Raw genomic sequence first — 16,892 nt, 5'->3', positions numbered from 1 at the left:
CTTGTAGGTAGAGTGCGCGATGAGGCTGCAATCGCACTTGCGCAGGCGCGGGGGGCTGACTAGAGCGACGCCAAACATTCGCGCGGGGGCCGGCAGGGTGCCGGTATGCGCTGCATGGGGTACGGAATGGACGATCGTTTCAACACCATCGCCGGTTGGACGCTGTTCGGCGGCATCGTGGCTCTGGGACTTTCGAGCCTGTCGGCGCACTACTTCCTCGCCGACAAGCCCGAGCGTCCCGAAAAGATGGGCTATGCGATCGAGGGTGTCGAAGCCGAAGGCGGCGCCGGCGCCGCTGCGGTCCTGCCCATCGCCAACCGCCTCGCCAGCGGCGACGTGGCCAAGGGCGAGGCGATCTTCGCCAAGTGCAAGGCCTGCCACACCATCGACCAGGGCGCGGCCAACGGCATCGGCCCGAACCTGTGGGCGACCGTGGGCGAAGGCATCGCCCAGGGCAAGGGCGGCTTCGCCTTCTCGGATTCGCTCAAGGCCAAGGGCGGCAAGTGGGACTTCGCCTCGCTCGACGAGTGGCTGACCAACCCCAAGAAGTTCGCCGACGGCACCAAGATGTCGTTCGCCGGCATCGCCAACCCGCAGGAACGCGCCGACGTGATCCTGTACCTGAACTCGAAGGGCTCGAACCTGCCGCTGCCGGCGCCCGAAGCGGTCCCGGCCGCGGGCGCCGCCCCGGCTGCCGGCGCTGCCGCCGCCGCGGGCCCCGTGGTGGGCGACGCCGCTGCGGGCGAGAAGGTCTTCGCCAAGTGCAAGGCCTGCCACACCATCGAGCCCGGCCAGCCCAACGGCATCGGCCCGAACCTTGCCGGCATCGCCGGTGACAAGGTCGCCGAAGGCCGCGGCGGCTTCGCCTTCTCCGACGCGCTCAAGAGCAAGGGCGGCGTCTGGGACGACGCCTCGCTCGACGCCTGGCTGACCGCGCCTGCCAAGTACGCGCCGGGCACCAAGATGACCTTCGCCGGCATCGCCGACGCCAAGCAGCGCGCCGACGTGATCGCGTACCTGAAGACCAAGAAGTAAGCCCGGCCGGCCACCCGCCGACCAGCGGCACGACGATCAGGGGCGCCCCCATCCGGGCGCCCCTTTTTCGTGGCGCGCGGCGGACGCGAGGGAGGTTTCCGCGCCCCGAAATGCGAGGGGGGGTTTACGGGGTTTACACAGTCCTGGAGAGAAATCCGCAAGGCCCGCCGCGCCCGCCCGGCAGGACTCGCCTCGCGGCGCCATCCTGCTGAAATCACGGGCGTTTCTAGAAAGCGAGCACAGGCCATGCGCCCGGTTATACGGCGCGCGGCGGGTGTAGGACAGCGCCTGCCCTTGCCTTGCATATGCAATACCCGCCGGAAGGGCCTCCGGACCGGCCCCGGACAACAAGAAGGGCGCCCTTGCGGACGCCCCCGATCGGCGCTGTGGGGGCGGCAAAGCCCCGGTGGAACGCTGCTTGAAAGAGGCCTCGCTCAGTCCACCATGTCGCGGACGAGGCGGCGGAGTTCGGCGCGCGAGAGCACCGAGGCCGGGCCGGGGATCGCCAGCTCGGGCCGCAGGCGGCGGAGCAGGGCGACGGGAAAGGTCGAAAGGGTATTCGTGGTATCGTTCAGGTTCATCTTCATTCCTGGTGCGTAGGACGCACCTGTTTCAGCTTGGGGACTCGCCGGCCTTAACGCCGACGGGCCGCCCCGGGTCCGCCGCCACCGATCTTTTCGCGGTAGACGATGCGACCCTTGGTGAGATCGTAAGGGGTCATCTCGACGCGCACGCGGTCTCCCACGATCGAGCGGATGCGGAACTTGCGCATCTTGCCCGCAGTATAGGCGATGATCCGGTGGTCGTTTTCCAGCCGGACTCCGAAACGTCCATCGGGCAGGATCTCGTCGATCTCGCCGTCGAGCGTCAAAAGTTCTTCCTTGGCCATCGAGCGGCTCCCCTCTTGCGAAGTGACAGGACCGTCGCCCGAAGGCAGAGCCGAACGATGCGCGAGAGCTTCCGACCCGTTGAAACGGGCCGAAAGTGCGCGAGGCTCGGATGGAAAAAGGGAGCGGGGAAGCGGGAAGTTTGCCCCGGATGTCCGCCGGTATTTTCCGTCGCAGGCGACGTGTGCTGAGCGGCATATGGGCGCAAACCCCTGCAAATGCAAGGCCTGCCGCCCGATCGCCGGATTCAGCCCTTCTTTCGCCGCGCCTGCGCGGCCGCGGCGACGTTGATCGTGCCCAGCGGCCCGGCAAGGTCGTGGACCCGGCATTCGCCCACCGCGACCCCCGCTTCGCTCAAGTGCCCGGTCAGTTCGTAGCCCAGCCATTCGCCCTGCGGCAGGCGGTGGAGATAGGCGGTGAAGTCGGTGTTGACGAAGTCGATGCCGAAGCGGCTCGAGTGCGTCAGCGGGCTGGCGAAATCGCCGGTGACGACGACGCGCATGAACGGCGAGAGCGCGTGGCCCGCGACGATCTCGCCCAGCGGCTTCAGCCAGACCTGCCGCCGTTCGGGCGCGGAAATATCGCCCAGCACCGGCACGTTGCCGTGCGCGGCATCGCCGCCCGGTGGCGCCGCGCGCGCGACGCGGGCATAGTCGGGCGGGATCGGCCGGGCATCCCAGCGGGTGAAGCGGTGCAGCGTGGGCAGCGTGTCGGGGTGCGGCACGTCCCAGGCCGGGCTGCGCCAGACGGGATTGTCGGGCTGCTCGGTCGCGCGGATGAACTGGCAGGTGGCCCGCGTCACCAGCTTGCCGCCGCAGACGATCCGCGCCTCGATCAGCTTGAGCCGGTTGCCGTCGTGGATCGCCTCGGTCGTGACCTCGAGCGGCTCGGACGGGGCCATGCGCAGCATGTCGACGCAGAAGCGCACCGGCACGAGGCCCTCCTCGCCAAAGTCGCGCTCGATCACCCAGCCGGTGAGCGCCGCCACCGCCGAGCCGTTGAGCGTGCCTTCCTGCCAATAGCCGCGCCCCGCGCGGGTCGGCGCGAAACGGTCCCCGTCCTGCTCGAACAGCGGCAGCGGTGCGTGCGGCGCCGGGGCATCGGTTGCGGGGGCAGGGGCAGGAACAGGCGAGGAGGTGGTCAAGCAGGTCTCCATGGGACGCGTGACGCGGATTAATTGCACGGTTAAATACGATTGCCAAGGAGCGGCGCGGCAAGATAGCATTGCGCACGACATAACGGAGAGCGAGCCATCATGACCGACCTTCTGCTGCACCAGTACGACAGTTCCCCCTTTTCCGAAAAGGTACGCATCTGCCTTGGCATCAAGGGCCTGGAATGGGCCGCGATCGACCAGCCGGTGGTCATGCCCAAGCCCGAGCTGCTGCCGCTGACCGGCGGCTATCGCAAGATCCCGGTGCTGCAGGTGGGCGCCGACGTCTATTGCGACAGCGTGCTGATCGTGCGCGAACTGGAAGCGCGCCACCCTGCGCCCAGCCTGTTCCCCGGCGGCACCGGCGGGATCGCCTCGGCACTGTCGGAATGGACCGACCGCTCGTTCTTCCAGGCGGCGGTGGCGGTGATCTTCGCGCACGTCGGCGAGACGATCGGCGAGGAATTCATCAAGGACCGCGAGAAGCTGTCAGGCGCGCCGTTCGATATTGCCGGCATGAAGGCCGCCTTCCCGCACATGGCGACGCAGCTGCGCAGCCATGCCGCCAACGTGGCGCAGCAACTGGCCGACGGACGCACGTTCCTCGAGGGCGACACGCCGGGCCTTGCCGACGCCAATGCCTTCTACAACCTCTGGTTCGCCGGCTCGTTCTATCCGCCGTCGAAGGCCCTGTTCGAGGATCTGCCGGGCCTTTCCGACTGGTATGCGCGCGTGGCGGCGATCGGCCACGGGCAGCGCCGCGAGGGCACGCGCGCCGAGGCGCTGGCCGCCGCGCGCGACGGCGCACCGCTGGCCGACCCGATCCCTGCGGGCGAAGCCCCGGCCGCGCCGGGCGATGCGGCGCTCGTCGGGCAGAAGGTCGCGGTATCGGCCACCGACTACGGCCGCGATCCGATCGCGGGCACGCTCGTCGCGGCTTCGGCGCACCGGCTGGTGGTGCGGCGCGAGGACGCCGACCTCGGCGCAGTCAACGTCCACGTGCCCCGGCTCGGCTTCGCGCTGATGCCAGCGGCCTGACGCGAAAAGGGCGGGCCCTGCACCGTGCAGGACCCGCCCCTTCATGCGGTGCGATGAACGGCGGCGCCGCTTACATCGCGTAGCTGAGCCGCAGGTAGCCGAACTGGCCCGGCACGTCGTAGGTGGTCGGGTCGTAGTTGTTCAGGCTGCAGCTGTAGCAGGCCGGCGGATCGACATCGAACAGGTTGTTGACGCCGAGCGTGAAGACGAAGCGGCTGTCGGCAAAGCTCGGGCGATACTGGATCTGCGCATCGGTGTAGAACCGGCTGCCCAGCTTCTTGGTGGTGTCCTGGATTTCCTTGACCCCGCTGATGTAGCGACCGGTCAGGGTGGTGGTCACCGGCCCGATCGTCCAGTCGAGCACCGAGGTCGACTTGAAGCGCGGGTAGGCCTGGTCGGGGCTGCCGCGCTCGTAGCCGAGGTACGACGTGGTGGTCACGCCGGTGGTGGCGGGAACGCCTTCTTCGTACTTGAACAGGAAGTTGGCATAGACGCTGAGGTTGAACGCGCCCGCGCCGGTATCGCCGGTGTGCAGGTTGAGCGTCGCGTCGAGACCCTTGGTGCGGATCGTGCCGGTGTTGAGCAGCACCCCGTTGATCGACGAGATGAAGCCCGACGGCGTGCGCTTGACCGCGTTGCAGCTGAGCGCGTCGCCGGCGAGCGCGCAGCGGTTGAGCAGGACATCCGCGCCGATCGAGGCGATCGCGCCTTCGAGCTTGATGTCGTAGTAGTTGACCTCGAGGCTGATCTTCCGCTGCGCCCAGTCGGGGCTGTAGACGCCGCCGATCAGGATCGTGCGCGCCGTTTCGGGCTGCAGGTCGGGGTTGCCGCCGGTGAGCACCGGAAGCTGGCCGCCCTGCGGTTCCTGGTAGCTGCCGTTCGCCGGCACGCCGTTGGCGATGCAGTTGGCCTTGGCGGTGGCCGAGGTGTTCCACAGCGAGCCGGGGACATTGGTGCACGGATCCGACAGCGGCTGGTCGAAGCGCGAGCGGGCGCCGTAGAGTTCGCCGATCGACGGCGCGCGCAGGCTTTCACCGTACGAGCCGCGGAACATGAGGTCGGCAACCGGCTTCCACTGCACGCCGCCGGTCAGCGTGGTGTTGCCGCCGAAGGTCGAATAGTCGGAATAGCGCGCCGCGCCGTTCAGTTCGAGCGAGTGGAAGAACGGCGTATCCTTGAGCAGCGGCAGGCGGATTTCGCCGTAGATCTCGTCGACCTTGAAGCTGCCGCGCGCGGCCTGCGCCGGGATGTCGGCGCCAAGGCCGGCCTGGATCACCGGATCGGGCTCGAAGTAGCCTTCCTGCTTGCGGTGCTCGGCGCCGATGGCGATGCCGACCGGGCCGCCGGGCAGGTCGAACAGTTCGCCCGAAAGGTTCGCCTGGAAATCGTAGAGCGCCTGGCCGCTCTTGGCGCGTTCGTCGAAGCCGACATAGTCGAGCATCGCCTGGGTGACCGAGCCGACGCCGCCGAAGATGTTGAACGGCACGCAATCGCCGGTGCAGTTGGCGACGGGCCCGAGCGCCTGGGCGAGCTTGGCCGCATTGACGTTGCCGGTGAACAGCTGGCGCGCTTCGTTGGTGCCGTAGACGCCGGTGACGTCCCAGAACCAGTTCTTGCCGAACATCGAGAACTTGCCCTCGAACCCGGCCTTGACGTCGAAGGTGTCGACGTCCTGGGTGTAGGTGCGCTGGCCGGCTTCGACGAGGCGGCGGGCGATGAAGCTGTAGTTGCTCGAATCGAGCGTCACGCCGAACGGATTGTACGGGTTGGTCGCATCGATCTTGATCGTGTCGAGCAGGTTGCCGTTGCCCGCGTCGGGGCCGATGAACAGGGGCAGGAACGCCGCCTGGTTCTGCGAGTGACGGTGGTTGTAGACCGCCATGCCCTTGAACGCGATCGCGTCGCTGAATTCGGCGCGCACGTTGACGAAGCCGCCGTAGCGCTCGCTCGGGGTCTGGAAGTAGTTGAACGGCGCGAAGTTGAAGCGGTCGGCCGAGGTGAACGGCTTGAAGTCGCCGGTGGCGAGCGTGGGATCATAGACCGGCTTGCCCGTGAGCACGGGGCTGCGCAGCGTCATGTTCTGGCCGAACACGATGAAGCGGCCGAGCGGCGTGGCGCTCGAGCAGCCGCCGATCGGGTCGGAGCACGAGGTCTGGCCGGGGTTGGGGAACTGCGAGATCGAGCGGTCGCGGGCCTTGACGTCCATCTGCTTGACGTAGCTGCCGCCGACGACGAGCGAGACGCCGTCCTTGCCGGTGCCCCAGCTCAGCTGGTAGTTCTGCGTCTCGCCATCGCCCTTGCCCAGGTACTGGCCGTACTGGGCCGAGCCCTTGAAGCCCTTCTGGTTGGTCTTGGTGATGATGTTGACCACGCCGGCGATCGCGTCCGAGCCGTAGAGCGGCGAAGCGGCCGACTGCAGCACTTCGATGCGCTCGATCATGCCTTCGGGGATCGAGTTGAGGTCGACCGAGGCGGGGATGCCGCTGGCCGAGGCGCCGTTGACGTAGCGCATGCCGTCGACCAGCACGAGCGTGCGCTTGCCGCCAAGGTAGCGCAGGTCGATCGTCGCCGAACCGGCGCCGACGCCGCCGCCGTCGGGCGGGTTGCCGAGGTTGCCCGAGTTGTTGAACTTGGTGTTGAGGCCGCCCGCCGAGCTGGGCAGGCGCTGGAGCACGTCGGCGACCGAGGACAGGCCGGTCTTGGCGATGGCCTCGCTGTCGAGCGTGACGACCGGCGCGGCCTGGTCGAGCGGGTCGCGGCGGATGCGCGAGCCGGTGACGATGATCGCGGCGCCTTCGTCGGCGCTGGCGCCTTCGGGCGCGCCCTGCGCGAGCGCCGGCGCGGCGCCGCCCGTGGCCACGGCCGCGAGCGCGACCCCCGCCAGCCAGATGCTGCCAAACTTCTTCATCAGCAAAACCCCTCTTCGCTTGCGTACCGCGCGCGGCCAGTCCCCTCCGCAGCGCCGGAATGGGACAAGGCTAATTCGCGATATTGCGGTGCGGCAAGCAGGGGGCGGCACGCCGCGTCAGAATTGTGCCACGCTATTGCAAAAATGTATCACAATGTGTCCCGCAACCGGCCGAAAGCTGCACGATATGGAAATGCAACTTCCTTGTGCGCCGCGCGCGACTGTCAGTGGACCGGGGGATCGACCGGAGGGATCGCGCCGATCGGGGCCACCGGCTCGCCCGGCTGGCGCGGGGGCAGCGCGTTCTCGGGCACGTCCTCGATCTGCATCGCGCGGGTCGGGATCATCTCGAGGTTGCGCACGCGCACGCGGATCTCGCCGTTCTCGAAGGTCAGCTCGTTGAAGCTCGGCGGGGTCGAGCGGACGCGCTGCGACAGCGTGCCCGCGCCGATCATCCGCACCGGCCCGTGCGGCGTCGGGTGGATCAGGTCGAAGGCGTCGTGGACGTGGCCCGAGAGCACGGCGAGCACATTGCGGCGGGCAAGCTCGGCCAGCGCGTGTTCGCCGCCGCGGGTCAGCGCCTTGCCGCGGGTGCCGGCCTCGACCAGCGGGTGATGGCAGGCGACGACGGCGCGGGTGCCGGCCGGCAGCGCGTCGATCCGCGCGAGCGTGTCGGCAAGCGCCGCGCCCCCGACCACGCCCTTCGACCAGTTGAGCCGCCATTGCGCGCGGGCGGTGGTCTTGAGCGGGACGATCGCGGCGCCGGGCAGCGGCACGTCGCGTTCGAGCACGTGCTCGATCGCGCGGAAGCGGCGGTAGGGATCGACGAAGCGCTCGACGAGGTTGAAATATGGCAGGTCGTGGTTGCCGACCTCGACCGTGACCGGCACGTCGAGCGCGCCGATCCATTCGCAGGCAGCGCGGAATTCGCGATGGCGCGCGCGCATGGTGAGATCGCCGGTGATGGCGACGGCGTCGGGCCGTTCCTCGCGCACGCATTCGGCGACCCACGACAGCGCGCGGCGGTCCTCGAGCCCGAAGTGGATGTCGCTGATGTGGAACACGCGGGTCATACCCGCCTCCTCTCCCGGCGCGGCGGCGCGGTCAACCGCCTGCGCGCGGGCTCGAGCCCAGAAATTGCACGGGCAGGGTGATTGCGGTGAAGGTTTCGGACAATCCTCCATCGAAGCGTTCGCCATCGAGCATCAGCGCGATCGGCGCGTCGCTTTCGACGGTCACGCGCTCGCAGGTGCCCAGCTCGTCGTGCGGGCCGGCGCGGAAGTCGCGCTTGACCAGCATGGCGAGCCCTTGCGCAGCGACGTCGCCGACGCCCTCGACGTCGTAGCCGTCGAGCGTCAGCGGCCCGGCAACAGCATCGACGCGCAGCGCGCGGTAGCCCGCGGGCTTGCCTACCGCCGGATCGACCACCCGCACGAGCGCGCCGGCGGCGGTGTTGCGCACCGCTTCGCCGAGCGCGCTGGCGATGGTCGGGAGGTCGAGATCGCGCACGCCTTCGCGCACATCAGCCCAGGTCGCGCCCGGCCCGGCGAGGACCTCGACCAGCGCCGGCCCCTGCGAAGTCTGCACCGCGCGCAGCGCCCGCGGCGACATGCGTTGCGCGGCGAGCGCCTCGACGATGCTCTCGACCGAACAGTCGACACCGTGAAGCGCCTTGGCGAGCAGGTTCTGCGTCCCGCCCGGCAGGATCAGGATGGTCCCGGTCCAGTCGATCAGCTTGCGCACCTGCGAATTGATCGTGCCGTCGCCGGTGAAGATCGCGAGCGTGCACACCCCGGCGGCATCGAGCTCGGCCACGCCCGGCAGCGCATCGTCGGGAAAGCGGACGATGCGCGCGGGTTCATGCCCTGCCGCGGCGAGGCGCGCGACGAGGGCGGCGCAGGATTCCTCGGAATTGCTGCCGCTGGCGGCGTTGACCACCAGCCACAGCGGCCCCTGCGCGGGCGACGACGCGGACGAAGGCGAGGCGGGGGCAGCCGACGGGGGCGTCGCCGACGGGGGATTCGCCGTGGTGGAGGGTGCGGCGGCGCAGCGGGAAGCGGGATCGGCCATCGCCGTCCCAACCGTAGCGGAGCGCAAGGGTTCCCGATTCGGCCGCGCTTGCCCCTGCGTGCGATGCCGCCGCTCGACGTTCGCAGAGCAGGACAGGCGGTTCGTCGGATGCCGTTGCCGTTGGTCGGCGCAAAACGGCGCCCATCGAGCCTGCGCTGCGGCGGGCAGCGGGGCGGCTTAGGAAGATGGCATGCGGCGGCGGACACGCAATCCCCCGAACCCTGCAACCGCCGCCGCAGACCGTAACCTGAACCGACCCGTACCTGAACCGACCCGCCCGATCCCTTCCGAACCCCAGATCAAGGAGCACTGCCATGACCCGCTCGATCTTCCGCCCGCTTGCAACCGTTGCCGCCTTCGCCGCCGCCACTGCCGCCATGGCGCCTGCCGCCTTCGCCCAGCCGGTCGCGCTCGAAGCGCGCAGCAAGGTGGTGAACTACGGCGATCTCGACCTGAACACCGCCCAGGGCCAGGCCCTGCTCGAAGCCCGCCTGCGCCGCGCCGCGAACGCGGTCTGCGACATCACCGGCGGCCCCCAGCCGCTCGCCGAGACGCTCAACGAACAGCGCTGCTTCAACGATGCGCTGAGCGCCGCCCGCGCCAGCTACGCCATGGCGCGCCAGCAGCCGAGCATGGCGCGCTGAGCCGACCGTCGCTCCGCCGAGCGCCTGCGGTCACCCCGAGCGTCGCAACCAGCCAGTCCCCGACGCGACCGGATCACCACAGGACAGCGGACGACGAGGGGCAGGCCTCCACCCCGGAGGCCTGCCCCTTAGGCGCGTGGAGCCAGGTCGTGAAACTTCAGGGCGTGACCGCGCGCGGACGCGGACGGGCTTCGTCCGCATCGACATCGGCCTTCATCCGCCAGGCGAGATCGTGGCCGCACACGACGCGATCGTCGTGCGCGCGGATCGAGATCGGCTTGATCGGGCGACCGTCGCGCTGATCGCACAGCACCGGATCCGACGGCGCCCCGCCCCACTTTTCGCCCCACTGGCGCAGCGCCAGCATCGCAGGCAGCAGGTCGATGCCCTTGTCGGTCAGGCGATATTCGATCCGGCGGCGATCGTCGGCGCAATGTTCGCGCTTGAGCACCCCGGCTTCGACCAGCCTTGACAGCCGGTTGGAAAGGATGTTGCGGGCGATGCCCAGGACATCGAGGAAGTCCTCGAAGTGGCGAACCCCGTTGAACGCCGCGCGCAGGATCATGAACGACCATCGCTCGCCCATCGCCTCGAGCGCGACGGGAAGGCCACAGAGGGCGAGATCGGCAAGGGGTTCCCTGAGCTTGTCCATGCGCGTGGTTTACTCCATTTCGGCGGCCAGTTTAAGTTTCTAGTTGCAACTTGCAACCTACAATGATAGGTAGTGATTCGCAACGGAAATCGCATCCTCTCCACCTGCCGTTCCCTTCGCAAGGCAATGGCGCGCGAAATCCGCGGCTCGAAAATGGGGAATGAACATGTTTGCACCTGCCAATGGCGCGCTGCGCCAGCTTCTTCCTGCCGTCCTCGCGCTGGCCGGCACCGCCGCCAGCTTCGGCGTGACCGCAACCCCGTCGCACGCCGCCGCGACCTACTACTCGGTCACGCTGGCGAGCCCGCTCGACGCCCCCAAGCGCTTCATGAACGGCGACACGCCGTGGGCCTGCGCGGGCAGCGAATGCACCGCCCCGCGCGACACCTCGCGCGCTGCGGTGGTCTGCGCCCGCCTGGTCAAGAAGGTCGGCCCGATCGCCCGCTTCGCCACGCCCGAGGGCGAGCTGGCGGCCGACGACCTGACCAAGTGCAACGCCGGCAAGTAAACGCCGGGCGCTGCTCCCAACCCTCTCTCTCCAGCGCGGGCCCTGCCACCCTACCTTTGCCATGCGCTGGTTCCTCGAAGGCCGCGACGGGTTACCTGGCCCTCGCGGCCTCCTTTTTTGTTCATGACCGGTCGAGGCGGGGCACCTATAGCGAGGCGATGCGTCCGCTTGTCCTGATCGCCGCCGCCGCTTCGCTGGCCGCCGCCCCGCCCGCGCCCCCACCGCCCGCTCCCTCGCCCGATCTTTCGCGGCTGACCGCCACGCACCGGCGGGACCTGCAGTGCGCGGCGACGCTGGCGCTGGCCGCACAGGCGCAGGCGCAGGGCGACAATGCCGTGCGCGACGCGCCGCCGCTCGCCGTGCGGGGCAAGCGCTATTTCGCGCAAGTGGGCCTGCGCGTGACGCGCGAGGCGGGGCTGACGCCCGAACAGGTGCGCGACCTGATGACCGCCGACGTCATCGCCGTGCAGAAGGCGGCCGACCCCGACGCGGCCTTGCGCGCGGCGCTCGCCCCCTGCCTCGTCCGGCTCGAGGCCGAGGTGCCGCCGCTCAAGACCCCCGACCTGTCCCAGTGCGGCGCGATCCTCGCCATCGCCTACGAGGAACTCCATGCGCGCGAGGGACTGACCGCCGCGGCGCAGGACCTCAAGACGCTGGCCTCGGTGCTGGCGGCGCGCGAGCGCGAGGCGCTGGTCGCTGCGGGCAAGAGCGGCGACGAGGCGGACGCTGCGATCGCGATGGCGCACGATGCGATGCTCGGGCAAGCGTTCGAGGGCGACGGGGTCGAGGCCTACGACATCGCGCATTGCTACGATCTCGCGAGGCCCGACCCGAACTCGCACTATTGAGCGCGGGCCGAGCGCCACCATATTGCGCGGCAGACCCCAGGAGACATCGCATGGCCGACAAGCTGAACCTGACCGACGCCGAGTGGCGCCAGCGCCTGACCCCCGAGCAGTACCACATCCTGCGCGAGGCCGGCACCGAGCGCGCCTTCACCGGCAAGTACGACAAGAACAAGGCCGCGGGGGAATACTTCTGCGCGGGCTGCGGCGCGCCGCTGTTCGAGAGCGAGGCCAAGTTCGACAGCGGCTGCGGCTGGCCGAGCTTCACCGCGCCGGTCGATGCGCAGGTGGTCGACGAACACGTCGATCGCTCGCACGGCATGGTCCGCACCGAAGTGCGCTGCGCGCGCTGCGACGGGCACCTGGGCCACGTCTTTCCTGATGGCCCGGCGCCCACGGGCCTGCGCTATTGCATGAACAGCGCAGCGCTCGATTTCACCCCCCGCGACTGATCCGGCGCGACGGAACGCAAAGTTCCGATTAACCCTGCGTTACAAATTGCCTATGCAAAGGCCCGGCGCGGCGCTTCGCACGAGGGGCGCGGCGCCGGGTCGCGCATAGCATCAGCAAGGGAAAGAGCCGAACAGCGATGGCGAGAAGGGAAACGCCCCGCCGCCCCGATCCGGAGCGCAGGTCCGAACGCGGCCGCGCGCGCGAGGTTCGGGAAGGTTCGTTCCTCGGGCGCATGGTGCGCCGCCTGATCGTCTGGGGCGGCGGCGTCGCGCTGCTCGCCGCGATCGGCGTGGCGGTGGCGGTGCTGATCACCGCGCGTTCGCTGCCGAGCTACGACCGGCTCAAGTCGAGCCAGGCCGGGCAGATGATCGTGGTCCGCGCCAAGGACGGCTCGGAGATCGTCACGCTGGGGCCGAGCTACGGCAAGTGGGTGCCCTATGCCCGCATCCCGGCGGTGATGAAGGATGCGATGATCTCGGTCGAGGACCGGCGCTTCCGCGAGCACTGGGGCGTCGATCCGATCGGCATCGTGCGATCGGTGATGGTGCGCGTGCAGAGCGGGCGCTGGCGCCAGGGCGGCTCGACGATCACGCAGCAGCTCGCGCGCAACGTGTTCCTCAACAACAGCCGCACCTTCGACCGCAAGATCCGCGAGGCGGTGCTGGCGATGGCGCTCGAGACCAAGTTCAGCAAGAACCAGATCCTCGAGCTGTACCTCAACAAGGTCTATTTCGGCGGCGGCGCCTATGGCGTCGATTCGGCCGCGCGCAAGTTCTTCGGCCACCCCGGCGACCAGCTGACGCTGGAGGAAGCCGCGATCATCGCCGGGCTGGTCAAGGCGCCCTCGCACTATTCGCCGACCGCCGACGCCAAGGCCGCGGTCGACCGGGCGCGGGTGGTGGTCGAGACGATGCAGGATGCCGGCACGATCACCCCGGCGCAGGCCGCCGCGGCGAATTTCAGCACGGTCAAGCTGGCGGCTGAGCAGGGCCAGAACTCGGCGCGCTACTTCACCGACTGGGTGCTGCCGCAGCTCGACCTGGTGGTGCCCGACGTCGACCAGCCGATCGAGGTGTGGACCACGCTCGATCCGGTGGCGCAGCGCGCGGCGACCTCGGCGCTCCAGGCCAACGTGCCCGGCGGCGTGCAGGGCGCACTGGTCAGCGTCGACCGCGACGGCGCGGTGCTGGCGATGGTCGGCGGCACCGACTATGTCACCAGCAACTACAACCGCGCGGTCAACGCGGTGCGCCAGCCGGGCTCGGCGTGGAAGCTGTTCGTCTATCTCGCCGCGCTCGAGGCGGGCTACACCCCCGACGACCGCGTGGTCGACGAACCGGTGACGATCCAGGGCTGGAGCCCGCGCAATTCGGGCGGGACCTACGCCGGCCCGATCGACGTGCGCACCGCGTTTGCCTATTCCAAGAACACCGTGGCGGCGCAGCTCGGCAACGAGGTCGGCTTCGGCGCGGTGGCCAACATGGCGCGGCGCTTCGGCATCACCACGCCGATCAACACCCAGCCCTCGATGGTGCTGGGCACCAGCGACGTGCGGGTGATCGACATGGTCCGCGCCTTCGCCGAAGTCTCGGCCAAGGGCACGACGGTGGTGCCCTACGGCATCCGCAAGGTGACCACGACCGACGGCGAGGTGCTCTACAGCCACCGGCCCGACGTGCAGCAGCAGCTGGTGCCGACATATGTCGCCGCGGCGATCACCGACCTGTTGCAGACTGCGGTCAGCACCGGCACCGGCCGCGCCGCGCAGATCGGACGGCCGGTGGCGGGCAAGACCGGCACGACCAGCTCGAACAAGGACGGCTGGTTCCTCGGCTTCTCGAGCGGGATCACGACGGGGGTGTGGATGGGGCGCGACGATGCGCGGCCGGTGCCCGGGCTCCAGGGCGGCACCGCGCCCGCGCGCGCCTTTGCCGCCTACATGAAGGTGGCGACGGCGAAGCGGCCGCCCGAGAAGTTCGAGACCGAGCTCAAGCTGCCGCAGTGGCAGCTCGAACCCGACGACGAGGCGATGCAGGCCAACCCCGACGACTATTTCTACGTCGATCCCGACGGCAACGTGGTCAACCAGGGCGGGCGGCGCGCCGGCGACGACGGCAGCGCCGAGCAGGACCCGGCGCCCGCGCCGCAGGACGAGAATGATGGCGCTCCGCCGGCGGCGGCGAACGAGGATTTCCTCGATCGCGCCACCGGGCGGCAGGACATGGCGCGCCAGCGTCCGGCGGCGGCGCCGGCGGCGCGGCCGCGTCCCGGCGCGACGGCGCGCCCCCTGCCGCCGGTCGGCAACCCGCAGCCCTAGCTCCGGGCCGCGAACCAATCGCGCCCCGGTTCGTTACTGCAGGCGACGGGCATCGCGCCCGCATCGCGACAGGAGACGACGATGGGACTGCTTCGACTGGCCGCCGCAGGAGCGGTCGGCTACTTCATCTGGAACAAGTTCAAGGCCCAGGACGGCGGCGCGACGCAGCACGCCGCCTTCGCCACCGGCGAGCAGACCGGCGACAACTTCGCCAAGGTCCGCACCGCCGGGACCGAGGGCATGCGCTCGGATCCCAAGAGCTGGGACAAGGTCGACCAGGCCGCCGACGAAAGCTTCCCGGCGAGCGACCCGCCCTCGACCTACTGACCGGACGCGCCGGCCGGTCGGGCTACTTGACGAGCTCGACCGGCTGGAACTGCCCGAGCCCGCAGGCGCCGCGGGTCATCGGCGGATTGGTCTGGACGACCTTGATGATGTCGGTCGAGCAGAGCTGCGAGAGCGAGGTCTCGTAGGAGAACGCGCGTTCGAAGCCGAGGCCGTTGCACCGATAGGGCAGCGTGTTGCGCACCCAGCGATTGCCCGACAGGCGGAAATCGATGGTCCAGTCGTCGCGCACCCGGCTTTCCGAGATCTGCGCGAGCGGAATGCAGCTCTGCGCCGCGCCGATCGGGCGCGCGGCCGGCACGTTGCGTCCGCGCCCGTCGCTCGCGCCCGTCGGCGGGGGCGCGCAGGATGCGAGGCCTGCGGCGAGGAAGGCCACAGCGATGGGGGCGATTCCGACAGCTCTTGCTTTCATGCGCCTTTCTCCTTGGCTCTGCGCGGCGTCGCGGCCGCCTGAGGCTTGCCGCCCTTTTCCAGCACCTTCGCCTTGTAGCCGCACAGGTCGACCACCGGACACCGCCAGCATTCGGGCGTGCGCGCCTTGCACACATAGCGACCGTGGAGGATCAGCCAATGATGCGCGCCGACCCGGAACGGCTGGGGCACCTTTTTTTCGAGCTGCTTCTCGACCGCCAGCGGGGTCTTGCCCCGGGCGAGCCCGGTGCGATTGCCCACGCGGAAGATATGCGTATCGACCGCGAAGGTTTCCGCCCCGAACGCACAATTGAGCACGACGTTCGCGGTCTTGCGACCCACCCCCGGCAGGAGCGTGAGCGCATCGCGATCGGCCGGAACTTCGCCGCCGTGATCGCGCACGAGGATTTCGGCCATGGCGATGACATTCCTGGCCTTGGAATTGAACAGGCCGATCGTCTTGATGTGGTCCTTGAGCCCCTCTTCGCCGAGCGCGAGCATCTGCGCCGGGGTCTTCACCTCGGCAAACAGCCGCCGCGTCGCCTTGTTGACGCCGACGTCGGTCGATTGCGCCGAGAGCGTGACCGCGACGAGCAGCTGGTAGACGTTGCCGAACTCGAGCTCGGTTTCGGGCGAGGGATTGGCCTCGGCTAGCCGGCGGAAGAACTCGAAGATCGCGTCCTTCTTCATTTGGTCCATAGATCCCATAGGATCGGCGCCAGAAACGCCGCCCAGAATACGGCCAACACGGTCCAGAGCACCCTGTTGTGCTTCGCCAGCTTCGCACGCTGCTCCGCGACCATCTCCGGCGTCGACTGGAGCACGCACCACAGCAGGAACAAGCCGATGCCGATCAGGATGTGCATGTTCTACAGGTCCAGCACCTCGCCCATGCCGTAGCGGCCGGGCTCCCTGCCGATGATCCATTCGGCCGCGCGGACCGCGCCGCGGGCGAAGATGCCGCGGTTTTCGGCGAGATGCGACAGGGTGAGGCGCTCGTTGTCGGCGAGGAAGTGGACCGAATGGTCGCCGGCGACGCTGCCGCCGCGCAACGATGCAAAGCCGATCGTGCCCGCCTTGCGCGCACCGGTGACCCCGTCGCGACCGCGCACCGCCTCTTCGTGCAGATCGGCGCCGCGCCCGCGCGCCGCCGCTTCGCCGAGCAGCAGCGCGGTGCCCGAGGGTGCGTCGACCTTCATCCGGTGGTGGGTCTCGACGATCTCGATGTCCCAGTCCTCGCCCAGGCGCTGCGCGGCTTCGCGCACGAGGTGGGCGAGCAGGGTGACTCCGAGCGAGGTGTTGCCGGTCTGGAGCACGGGGATCGACACGGCAGCGGCATCGACCAGCCAGTGGTGGCGCTCCTCGAGCCCGGTCGTGCCGATCACCACGGGCACGGCGGCATGGATCGCGGCGTCGAGATTGTCCTCGAGCGCGGCGGGCGCAGAAAAGTCGACGAGCACGTCGCTCGCCTGCGCCAGCGCCTTGACGTCACCGCCCTTGTCGATCCCGCCCGACAGGTCGTGACCCGCCGCCGCGACTGCCGCCTGCAGCGCCTGCCCCATGCGGCCCGCGCTCCCGATAATCCCGATTCTCGCCATTGCTCACCCCGTGCTGGCCGTGCTTCAT

19 protein-coding genes are annotated in these 16,892 nt (G+C 69.3%); 8 read left to right on the top strand and 11 right to left on the bottom strand.

Annotated features, from left to right (window positions below; genetic code table 11):
- Positions 1-126 precede the first annotated feature (126 nt).
- Positions 127-1,035 (top strand): c-type cytochrome, encoded by a 909-nt coding sequence (locus K3A85_RS04125; RefSeq protein WP_225205226.1) that lies wholly within the window; start codon positions 127-129, stop codon positions 1,033-1,035.
- Positions 1,036-1,469: 434 nt separating this feature from the next.
- Here K3A85_RS04125 and K3A85_RS04120 read toward each other — a convergent pair whose 3' ends face one another.
- The 3 genes from K3A85_RS04120 to K3A85_RS04110 all read right to left on the bottom strand — a co-directional run bounded on the left by K3A85_RS04120 (position 1,470) and on the right by K3A85_RS04110 (position 3,066).
- Positions 1,470-1,616: a hypothetical protein gene (locus K3A85_RS04120; protein WP_225205225.1), complete on the bottom strand. Its 147-nt coding sequence runs from the start codon at positions 1,614-1,616 to the stop codon at positions 1,470-1,472.
- A 53-nt stretch (positions 1,617-1,669) separates the two neighbouring features.
- Positions 1,670-1,924 carry a translation initiation factor IF-1 gene (gene infA, locus K3A85_RS04115; protein WP_169495020.1) on the bottom strand — a complete coding sequence of 85 codons (255 nt, stop codon included), beginning with the start codon at positions 1,922-1,924 and terminating at the stop codon, positions 1,670-1,672.
- 245 nt (positions 1,925-2,169) lie between these two features.
- Complete coding sequence (locus K3A85_RS04110) at positions 2,170-3,066, bottom strand: thioesterase family protein (protein ID WP_225205224.1); 897 nt, start codon at positions 3,064-3,066, stop codon at positions 2,170-2,172.
- Positions 3,067-3,177: 111 nt separating this feature from the next.
- Between K3A85_RS04110 and K3A85_RS04105 the strand changes: the two genes are divergently transcribed.
- Complete coding sequence (locus K3A85_RS04105; RefSeq protein WP_225205223.1) at positions 3,178-4,113, top strand: glutathione S-transferase family protein; 936 nt, start codon at positions 3,178-3,180, stop codon at positions 4,111-4,113.
- Positions 4,114-4,183: 70 nt separating this feature from the next.
- Here K3A85_RS04105 and K3A85_RS04100 read toward each other — a convergent pair whose 3' ends face one another.
- From K3A85_RS04100 to K3A85_RS04090, 3 genes are all read right to left on the bottom strand, one after another.
- Positions 4,184-7,021, bottom strand: coding sequence for a TonB-dependent receptor plug domain-containing protein (locus K3A85_RS04100; protein WP_225205222.1), 2,838 nt, complete (start codon positions 7,019-7,021; stop codon positions 4,184-4,186).
- 224 nt (positions 7,022-7,245) lie between these two features.
- Positions 7,246-8,094: a metallophosphoesterase family protein gene (locus tag K3A85_RS04095; protein ID WP_225205221.1), complete on the bottom strand. Its 849-nt coding sequence runs from the start codon at positions 8,092-8,094 to the stop codon at positions 7,246-7,248.
- 31 nt (positions 8,095-8,125) lie between these two features.
- The gene (locus tag K3A85_RS04090) at positions 8,126-9,091 is read right to left on the bottom strand and encodes a diacylglycerol kinase family protein (RefSeq protein WP_225205220.1); all 966 of its coding nucleotides are present in this window, start codon (positions 9,089-9,091) and stop codon (positions 8,126-8,128) included.
- A gap of 314 nt (positions 9,092-9,405) precedes the next feature.
- Here K3A85_RS04090 and K3A85_RS04085 point away from each other — a divergent pair, with 314 nt between their 5' ends.
- A complete protein-coding gene (locus tag K3A85_RS04085; RefSeq protein WP_225205219.1) occupies positions 9,406-9,735 on the top strand; it encodes a UrcA family protein in 330 nt (109 codons plus the stop codon).
- 157 nt (positions 9,736-9,892) lie between these two features.
- On the opposite strand, the gene K3A85_RS04080 is transcribed toward K3A85_RS04085, so the two are convergent.
- Positions 9,893-10,387: a winged helix-turn-helix transcriptional regulator gene (locus K3A85_RS04080; RefSeq protein ID WP_225205218.1), complete on the bottom strand. Its 495-nt coding sequence runs from the start codon at positions 10,385-10,387 to the stop codon at positions 9,893-9,895.
- A gap of 166 nt (positions 10,388-10,553) precedes the next feature.
- Between K3A85_RS04080 and K3A85_RS04075 the strand changes: the two genes are divergently transcribed.
- The 5 genes from K3A85_RS04075 (at position 10,554) to K3A85_RS04055 (ending at position 14,837) form a co-directional block, all read left to right on the top strand.
- Positions 10,554-10,895, top strand: coding sequence for a CC_3452 family protein (locus K3A85_RS04075; protein WP_225205217.1), 342 nt, complete (start codon positions 10,554-10,556; stop codon positions 10,893-10,895).
- A 158-nt stretch (positions 10,896-11,053) separates the two neighbouring features.
- The gene (locus K3A85_RS04070) at positions 11,054-11,743 is read left to right on the top strand and encodes a hypothetical protein (protein ID WP_225205216.1); all 690 of its coding nucleotides are present in this window, start codon (positions 11,054-11,056) and stop codon (positions 11,741-11,743) included.
- 50 nt (positions 11,744-11,793) lie between these two features.
- On the top strand, positions 11,794-12,192 hold the full coding sequence (msrB, locus tag K3A85_RS04065) for a peptide-methionine (R)-S-oxide reductase MsrB (RefSeq protein ID WP_225205215.1): 399 nt from the start codon (positions 11,794-11,796) through the stop codon (positions 12,190-12,192).
- Positions 12,193-12,329: 137 nt separating this feature from the next.
- Positions 12,330-14,510 carry a transglycosylase domain-containing protein gene (locus tag K3A85_RS04060; RefSeq protein WP_225205214.1) on the top strand — a complete coding sequence of 727 codons (2,181 nt, stop codon included), beginning with the start codon at positions 12,330-12,332 and terminating at the stop codon, positions 14,508-14,510.
- A gap of 81 nt (positions 14,511-14,591) precedes the next feature.
- A complete protein-coding gene (locus K3A85_RS04055; RefSeq protein WP_225205213.1) occupies positions 14,592-14,837 on the top strand; it encodes a hypothetical protein in 246 nt (81 codons plus the stop codon).
- 22 nt (positions 14,838-14,859) lie between these two features.
- Here the strand turns inward: K3A85_RS04055 and K3A85_RS04050 are convergent, their stop codons facing one another.
- Genes K3A85_RS04050 through dapB form a run of 4 tightly spaced genes read right to left on the bottom strand, consistent with a single transcriptional unit; the run spans position 14,860 to position 16,864 of the window.
- On the bottom strand, positions 14,860-15,267 hold the full coding sequence (locus tag K3A85_RS04050) for a hypothetical protein (RefSeq protein WP_225205212.1): 408 nt from the start codon (positions 15,265-15,267) through the stop codon (positions 14,860-14,862).
- Positions 15,264-15,956, bottom strand: a complete 693-nt coding sequence (gene nth, locus K3A85_RS04045; protein ID WP_225205211.1) for an endonuclease III — start codon at positions 15,954-15,956, stop codon at positions 15,264-15,266. Before nth ends, K3A85_RS04050 begins: the two co-directional genes overlap by 4 nt.
- Positions 15,953-16,132 carry a glutamate--cysteine ligase gene (locus K3A85_RS04040; protein ID WP_225205210.1) on the bottom strand — a complete coding sequence of 60 codons (180 nt, stop codon included), beginning with the start codon at positions 16,130-16,132 and terminating at the stop codon, positions 15,953-15,955. The genes nth and K3A85_RS04040 overlap by 4 nt, the downstream gene beginning before the upstream one ends.
- Before the next feature lie 3 nt (positions 16,133-16,135).
- Complete coding sequence (gene dapB, locus K3A85_RS04035; protein ID WP_225205209.1) at positions 16,136-16,864, bottom strand: 4-hydroxy-tetrahydrodipicolinate reductase; 729 nt, start codon at positions 16,862-16,864, stop codon at positions 16,136-16,138.
- Between the last annotated feature and the right edge of the window lie 28 nt (positions 16,865-16,892).

The sequence above is a fragment of the Novosphingobium huizhouense genome, assembly GCF_020179475.1.
GTDB classification, from domain to species: domain Bacteria; phylum Pseudomonadota; class Alphaproteobacteria; order Sphingomonadales; family Sphingomonadaceae; genus Novosphingobium; species Novosphingobium huizhouense.
Note: the sequence above shows the minus strand (reverse complement) of the source record. Positions and strands in the feature narration are given on the sequence as shown.

Excerpts from the sequence above, each read along its gene's own strand:
- K3A85_RS04075 (WP_225205217.1), top strand. The coding sequence starts at position 10,554 with ATGTTTGCACCTGCCAATGGCGCGCTGCGCCAGCTTCTTCCTGCCGTC.
- K3A85_RS04090 (WP_225205220.1), bottom strand. The coding sequence starts at position 9,091 with ATGGCCGATCCCGCTTCCCGCTGCGCCGCCGCACCCTCCACCACGGCG.
- K3A85_RS04085 (WP_225205219.1), top strand. The coding sequence starts at position 9,406 with ATGACCCGCTCGATCTTCCGCCCGCTTGCAACCGTTGCCGCCTTCGCC.
- K3A85_RS04080 (WP_225205218.1), bottom strand. The coding sequence starts at position 10,387 with ATGGACAAGCTCAGGGAACCCCTTGCCGATCTCGCCCTCTGTGGCCTT.
- K3A85_RS04105 (WP_225205223.1), top strand. The coding sequence starts at position 3,178 with ATGACCGACCTTCTGCTGCACCAGTACGACAGTTCCCCCTTTTCCGAA.
- nth (WP_225205211.1), bottom strand. The coding sequence starts at position 15,956 with ATGAAGAAGGACGCGATCTTCGAGTTCTTCCGCCGGCTAGCCGAGGCC.
- K3A85_RS04120 (WP_225205225.1), bottom strand. The coding sequence starts at position 1,616 with ATGAACCTGAACGATACCACGAATACCCTTTCGACCTTTCCCGTCGCC.
- K3A85_RS04125 (WP_225205226.1), top strand. The coding sequence starts at position 127 with ATGGACGATCGTTTCAACACCATCGCCGGTTGGACGCTGTTCGGCGGC.
- infA (WP_169495020.1), bottom strand. The coding sequence starts at position 1,924 with ATGGCCAAGGAAGAACTTTTGACGCTCGACGGCGAGATCGACGAGATC.
- msrB (WP_225205215.1), top strand. The coding sequence starts at position 11,794 with ATGGCCGACAAGCTGAACCTGACCGACGCCGAGTGGCGCCAGCGCCTG.
- K3A85_RS04100 (WP_225205222.1), bottom strand. The coding sequence starts at position 7,021 with ATGAAGAAGTTTGGCAGCATCTGGCTGGCGGGGGTCGCGCTCGCGGCC.
- K3A85_RS04070 (WP_225205216.1), top strand. The coding sequence starts at position 11,054 with ATGCGTCCGCTTGTCCTGATCGCCGCCGCCGCTTCGCTGGCCGCCGCC.
- dapB (WP_225205209.1), bottom strand. The coding sequence starts at position 16,864 with ATGGCGAGAATCGGGATTATCGGGAGCGCGGGCCGCATGGGGCAGGCG.
- K3A85_RS04095 (WP_225205221.1), bottom strand. The coding sequence starts at position 8,094 with ATGACCCGCGTGTTCCACATCAGCGACATCCACTTCGGGCTCGAGGAC.
- K3A85_RS04040 (WP_225205210.1), bottom strand. The coding sequence starts at position 16,132 with ATGCACATCCTGATCGGCATCGGCTTGTTCCTGCTGTGGTGCGTGCTC.
- K3A85_RS04055 (WP_225205213.1), top strand. The coding sequence starts at position 14,592 with ATGGGACTGCTTCGACTGGCCGCCGCAGGAGCGGTCGGCTACTTCATC.
- K3A85_RS04060 (WP_225205214.1), top strand. The coding sequence starts at position 12,330 with ATGGCGAGAAGGGAAACGCCCCGCCGCCCCGATCCGGAGCGCAGGTCC.
- K3A85_RS04050 (WP_225205212.1), bottom strand. The coding sequence starts at position 15,267 with ATGAAAGCAAGAGCTGTCGGAATCGCCCCCATCGCTGTGGCCTTCCTC.